The following is a 1,084-nucleotide window of genomic DNA, read 5'->3' on the forward strand; positions in this document are numbered from 1 at the left end:
AAATTGATATCCCATTCTTATACTCTAAAAATTGCGATTGGCTTTGAAGTCTTATCAACGTCGTCTGGTGTTCAGCATCAACCGTAAAAGTGCTTTCAATCACACCACTCGTATCCGATAAATATTCACGCACACGTTGCATCATCACACGAGCACTATTATTCAGACTACTAGGACGTTGTCCTTTTGACCAATCAATCAAATCATCACAATAGGCATTCAAGGAGGCATTTAAAGACCAATCATAGATCGTCGACATCTTACACCTCATGTCTTAATCGCAAACAGAACACTCACATTAACTGGACGCGTCTCGCCTTCACCAGTGCTCTCCAAAACAACCTCTTGGTTCTCATCAAGAGTATGAGAACTTACAATGTAGCCCCCTAAATTCTCACGCTCTATGCCCATAAAATTCGCTAGAGAACTCCCCCCAAACAAGCCTAGACGATAACCCAACACATCCGTCGTATTCCCATCCCAAAAGTTTTCGTTGCTGGTAAAATGAGACATCGAAAGGCTCTGTCCTTGATGTTGATGCGACTCGATTAAATCTGTTTGCACACTTGCAAAAGAACGCCCCTCATCAATATTGCGCCCTCCATCAAGCCCCCGTAAAAACATCCCTCGAAAATCGGGAACATTAAATGTCGTGGCGCCATCACCCTCTCCCCAAACCGTTCCTATCGTCTCAAATAAATCACCATAATCACGACGCAAATAAGCCTTCCCATCGCAAATTAACCAATCCTTTGGAATCCCGCGCATTCCAAACGTTCCTATAAAACCCGTGGGATAAAGATTGCTTTCTTCTTCTTCTAAAGGGAGTGGGGTAGGATTAACAAGATGCCAATGATCTCCATTATAAAACAATGTATAAATGCACCCTTGTTGGATTTCCCCCCCTGATAAAAGCGATAAACCCGTTTCTGTTGCTTTATAAACCGGCTTGCCATCTAAAGCATTTAAGACAATCGTGGTCGCTCCAACATTCTTACCCATAGCCATAAAGCGCAAAACGATACCATTCTTATACTCTAAAAACTGTGAAGTGCTTGCAAGTCTTATCACACTCGTTTGTTGG

1 protein-coding gene and 1 pseudogene are annotated in these 1,084 nt (G+C 42.6%); both read right to left on the minus strand.

Annotation, left to right across the window (positions count from 1 at the left end):
- A pseudogene (locus tag ACFIK4_RS03020) lies at window positions 1-259 on the minus strand (phage tail protein); the annotation flags it as partial.
- Between the two features lie 8 nt (window positions 260-267).
- Window positions 268-1,084, minus strand: an 817-nt coding sequence (locus ACFIK4_RS03025) for a phage tail protein (protein ID WP_375674936.1), incomplete at its 5' end; no start/stop codon positions are given.

The sequence above is a fragment of the Bartonella sp. AP9QHHD genome (assembly GCF_042195625.1).
GTDB lineage: Bacteria > Pseudomonadota > Alphaproteobacteria > Rhizobiales > Rhizobiaceae > Bartonella.